At 67.3% G+C, this 4,636-nt stretch carries 3 protein-coding genes and 1 pseudogene; 3 read left to right on the top strand and 1 reads right to left on the bottom strand.

Annotated elements, in window-relative coordinates:
- Both MMG85_RS18280 and MMG85_RS18275 read left to right on the top strand, forming a co-directional pair.
- Positions 1-103 (top strand): annotated as a pseudogene (locus MMG85_RS18280) (IS110 family transposase); the annotation flags it as partial.
- A 103-nt stretch (positions 104-206) separates the two neighbouring features.
- A complete protein-coding gene (locus MMG85_RS18275; protein ID WP_241047331.1) occupies positions 207-599 on the top strand; it encodes an MAPEG family protein in 393 nt (130 codons plus the stop codon).
- A 173-nt stretch (positions 600-772) separates the two neighbouring features.
- Here MMG85_RS18275 and MMG85_RS18270 read toward each other — a convergent pair whose 3' ends face one another.
- A complete protein-coding gene (locus MMG85_RS18270; protein WP_241047330.1) occupies positions 773-1,501 on the bottom strand; it encodes a pseudouridine synthase in 729 nt (242 codons plus the stop codon).
- 82 nt (positions 1,502-1,583) lie between these two features.
- Here MMG85_RS18270 and MMG85_RS18265 point away from each other — a divergent pair, with 82 nt between their 5' ends.
- On the top strand, positions 1,584-4,367 hold the full coding sequence (locus tag MMG85_RS18265; protein WP_241047329.1) for a pitrilysin family protein: 2,784 nt from the start codon (positions 1,584-1,586) through the stop codon (positions 4,365-4,367).
- Positions 4,368-4,636: the final 269 nt, after the last annotated feature.

The raw sequence follows: 4,636 nt of genomic DNA, 5'->3' as shown, positions 1-4,636 counted from the left end.
AGGTAAACCCGCCAAGGTGGCCCTGGTGGCATCCATGCGCAAACTGCTGGTCATCCTCAACGCCCGCATGCGGGACCATCTCAACGCCTCCCAAACAGCCTGAATCAAGACAGTTGCTCTCCCCGCTCCCCGGGGAGAGGGAAACTTCCCATGGACGCCCACCCGCTCCACGCACTAGGCTTTGCCATCCTCGGAGGGAAACGCTCATGTCCATCGCTTACTGGTGCATCCTGATCACCGCGCTGCTGCCGTACCTGTGGGTCTTCATCGCCAAGCGGTCCGGCGAGCGTTACAACAACCGCAACCCGCGCGCGTGGGTGGCCAAGCAGGACGGCAACTACAAGGTGCAGCGCGCCAATGCGGCGCACCTCAACGGCTTCGAGGCGTTTCCCGCCTTCGTCGCCGGCGTGCTGATGGCGCAACTGGCCGGCGTGCCGGCAGAGACGATCACACCGCTCGCCATCGCCTTCGTCATTGCGCGCGTGCTGCATGGCGTGTTCTACCTGGCCGACAAGCAATCGCTGCGCAGCGTCGTCTGGCTGGTGGGCATGCTGTGCGCCGTGGCGCTGATGGTGCTGGCGGCGATGCGGGTGGGGTGACGTTGCGGGTTGGTTGCTCGTTGTAGGAGCGACGTCAGTCGCGACCGCACGCCATGGCAGCCATTGGCGTTTCAGCGCTAGGACACAATCCGATGCCGCTGCTCCTGGATCCGACGATCCGGGCGTTTCGTTCCTGCGGTCGCGACTGACGTCGCTCCTACAGAAAGCAACAGCTAACGCAGATCGGCTTCCCACCCGAACAGCGCATATGCCTTGCGGAACTCGGCATCCAGTGGCGCCACCGCTTCGATGCGTTCGCCGGTGAGTGGGTGCGGGAACGACAGCCGCACCGCGTGCAGCAGCATGCGGTGCACGCCGTGCATGCGGAAGTGGCGGTTGTGGCGTCCATCGCCGTGGCTGGTGTCGCCGATCAGGTGATGGAAGGCGTGCTTGAGATGCCGCCGGATCTGGCGGAAGCGGCCGGTCTCCGGCTGGCAGCGAAGCAGCGCATAGCGCGAGGTCTCGAAGCCGCCCGACGGCAGCGGCAACTCGCCGGTCGCCAGCCGCACGAAACGCGTCAGCGACGGTTTCTTCTCCGGCTTGCCCGGGCCGCCATCGAGCGGATGATCGACCACGAAATCCGGCTCCGGCCAGCCGCGACACACGGCCAGATAATCCTTGTCCACCTCGCGCGACATCAGCACCTTGCCCAGCGTCGAAGCGCTGTCGCGGTCGAACGCCACCAGCAGGCAGCCGCTGGTGGCGCGATCCAGGCGATGGATCAGGAAGATCGGCTTGCCGAACTGCACGCGCAGGCGATCGGCGACGAAGTCGGTCTCGCCGCGCGCCAGCTTGCTGTCGTGCGCCATCACGCCCGCAGGCTTGTTCACCACCGCGATCTGCGCATCGGCGTACAGCACCGGCAATGCACCGTCGTCCGTCTTCGTCTCACCGTAATCCATGAATCTACGCGCCTTCCAAATCTGCGAAACTCGTGCCACGCCGCCCGCGATGGACGCAGGCGGCACCGATGGAGGATTGTGGATGAAGTCACCCCGTTTCATTGTCGCACTCGGCCTGGCCGTCACGCTGGCGCTGGGCCATCCCGCCGCGCTGCAGGCGCAGACGGCGCTGCCGAAAGGCGTCGCCGCCGGTCCCAGCATCGAAGGCATCAGCGAATACACCCTGGCCAACGGCCTGCGCGTGCTGCTGTTCCCCGATGCCACCAAGCCCACCGTGACCGTCAACCTGGTCTACAACGTCGGTTCGGTGCACGAGAACTACGGCGAGACGGGCATGGCCCACCTGCTGGAGCACCTGCTGTTCAAGGGCACGCCCACGCAGTCCGACATCAGCGGCGAGATGAAGAAGCGCGGCATCGGCTTCAATGCCACTACCGGCCTGGACCGCACCAACTACTACGCCTCGTTCCCGGCCAACACCGACACCCTGGAGTGGGTGCTGCAGATGGAAGCCGACCGCATGGTCCATTCCAACGTGGCGAAGAAGGACCTCGACAGCGAGATGACCGTGGTGCGCAACGAACTGGAAGCCGGCGAGAACAATCCCGGCGGCGTGCTGTTCCAGCGCATCCGCTCCACCGCCTTCCTCTGGCACAACTACGGCAACACCACCATCGGCGCGCGCAGCGACGTGGAAGGCGTGCCGATCGACAGGCTGCAGGCGTTCTACCGCCAGTGGTACCAGCCGGACAACGCCACCCTGATCGTCGCCGGCCGCGTCGACACCGCCGACGTGCTGGCGCGCATCGCGCGCCATTTCGGCCCGCTGAAGAAGCCCGCGCGCACGCTGCCGCGCTCCTACACCGTGGAACCGGCCCAGGACGGCGAGCGCGAAGTCACCGTACGCCGTGTCGGCAACCTGCGCCTGGTCGCCGCCGCCTACCACGTGCCCGCCGTTGCGCACGCCGACAGCGCGCCGCTGAGCGTGCTGGCCAACGTACTGGGCCACACCCCCGGAGGCCGTCTGCACAAGGCGCTGGTGGAAGGCAAGCTGGCCGCCGGCAGCGGCGCGAGCAGCGAATCGATGCGCGACCCCGGCCTGCTGACCGCCGTCGCCGTCATCCCCAACGACGGCGATGCGAAGAAGACCGAGGCCGAACTGCTGAAGCAGCTGGAGCAGATCGCCGCACAGCCGGTGACACAGGCGGAAGTGGACGAGGCCAAACAGCGCATCGGCAACGCCTACGAGCTGTACTTCACCGACGTCAACGCGGTCGGCATGGGCCTGTCGGAGTTCCAGTCCGCCGGCGACTGGCGCCTGCTGTTCACCAGCCGCGACGCCATCGAGAAGGTCACCGCCGCCGACGTCAACCGCGTCGCCGCCGCGTACCTGAAGTCGAGCAACCGCACCTTGGGACGTTTCATTCCCAGCGAGACCCCCGAGCGCGTGGAGATTCCCGCCGCGCCGGCCGTCGCCACCCTGGTCGACGGCTACACCGGCCGCGCCGCGGTCAGCGCGGGCGAGCAGTTCGATCCGTCGCCGCAGAACATCGAATCGCGCACGCAGACCTTCACCCTGGGCAAGGCCCTGCGGGTGTCGCTGCTGCCGAAGAAGACCCGCGGCGGCACGGTGATCGTCGATGCCAACTTCCGCTTCGCCGACGAAGCCGCGCTGACCGGCCGCGAAGGCGCCGCCGGCATGGCCGGGGCCATGCTGATGCGCGGCAGCAAGACCATGACCCGCACGCAGATCGACCAGCGCCTGCAGCAGCTGAAGACGCAGGGCAGCATCAGCGGCAGCCTGCAGGGTGCGGCCATCGGCCTGCAGACACGGCGCGACCACCTGGCCGATGCGCTGGCGCTGGCCGCCGACGTGCTGCGCAACCCGGCGTTCCCGCAGGAAGAGTTCGAGCAGCTGCGCGTGCAGGCGCTGACCGGCATGGAAGCCTCGCGCCAGGAGCCCGGTGCGATCGCAGGTCGCGCGCTGGCGCAGTACTTCGATCCGTGGCCGGCCGGCCACCCGCTGCGCAACCGCACCCTGGACGAATCGCTGGCGATGATGAAGGCGCTGACGCTGGACGAAGTGCGTGCGTTCCATCGCGACCTCTACGGCACGTCCGAGGGCGAGATCGCCATCGTCGGCGACTTCGATCCGGTGGCCGTCCGCGCGCAACTGGAGCAGCTGTTCGCCGGCTGGCACGCGGGCACGCCGTACGCGTCCATCGATACGCGCTACACCGACGTCGCCGCGAAGCAGGCGCGCTTCGAGACGCCGGACAAGCCCAACGCGATGCTGCTGGCGCGGCAGAACCTGTCGCTGCGCGTGACCGACGACGACTACCCGGCGATGATCGTCGCCAACCGCATCTTCGGCGGCGGCGCGCTGAAATCGCGCCTGGGCGACCGCATCCGCCAGCAGGAGGGGCTCAGCTACGGCGTCTCCAGCGGCATCCGCGCTGACGACAGCCGCAGCGGCAAGGACGATGCCGGCAGCTTCACCGTGCAGGCGATCGCCGCACCCGAGAACATGGCGAAGGTGGAAGCACTGGTACGCGAAGAGCTGGACAGGCTGTTGAAGGACGGTATCACCGCCGACGAACTGAAGGACGCCGTGGCCGGCACGCTGACCGAACGCCAGCAGGCCCGCGCCGAGGACGGCACCATCGCCGGCATGCTCACCGACCAGCTCTACTTCGGCCGCAACATGCAGTTCACCGCCGACCTGGATGCGAAGTACGCCGCGCTGACACGGGACCAGGTCAATGCGGCGATCCGCAAGCACCTGAAGCCGGAAATGCTGAGCGTGTTCGTGGCGGGGGATTTTGCCAAGGCAGCGGGTGCTCCCGTCGCGGCACCGAAGAAGTAAGCAGCGCATGTGCGGGACGGAGCGGCCCCGCAAAGGGGCCGTTTTCGTTTCCAGCACCACGCAACAGCTCGCCCTATCCCCGCCTGCGGGGAGAGCAGTTGTCCTGATTCAGGCGCTACGGCAGGAGGAAATCTTCCACAGCTCCCCTCTCCCTGCGCAGCGGGGAGAGCAACTGTCTTGATTCAGGCTGTTTGGGAGGCGTTGAGATGGTCCCGCATGCGGGCGTTGAGGATGACCAGCAGTTTGCGCATGGATGCCACCAGGGCCAC

The organism is Pseudoxanthomonas sp. LH2527 (genome assembly GCF_022539275.1).
GTDB lineage: Bacteria > Pseudomonadota > Gammaproteobacteria > Xanthomonadales > Xanthomonadaceae > Pseudoxanthomonas_A.
Note: the sequence above shows the minus strand (reverse complement) of the source record. Positions and strands in the feature narration are given on the sequence as shown.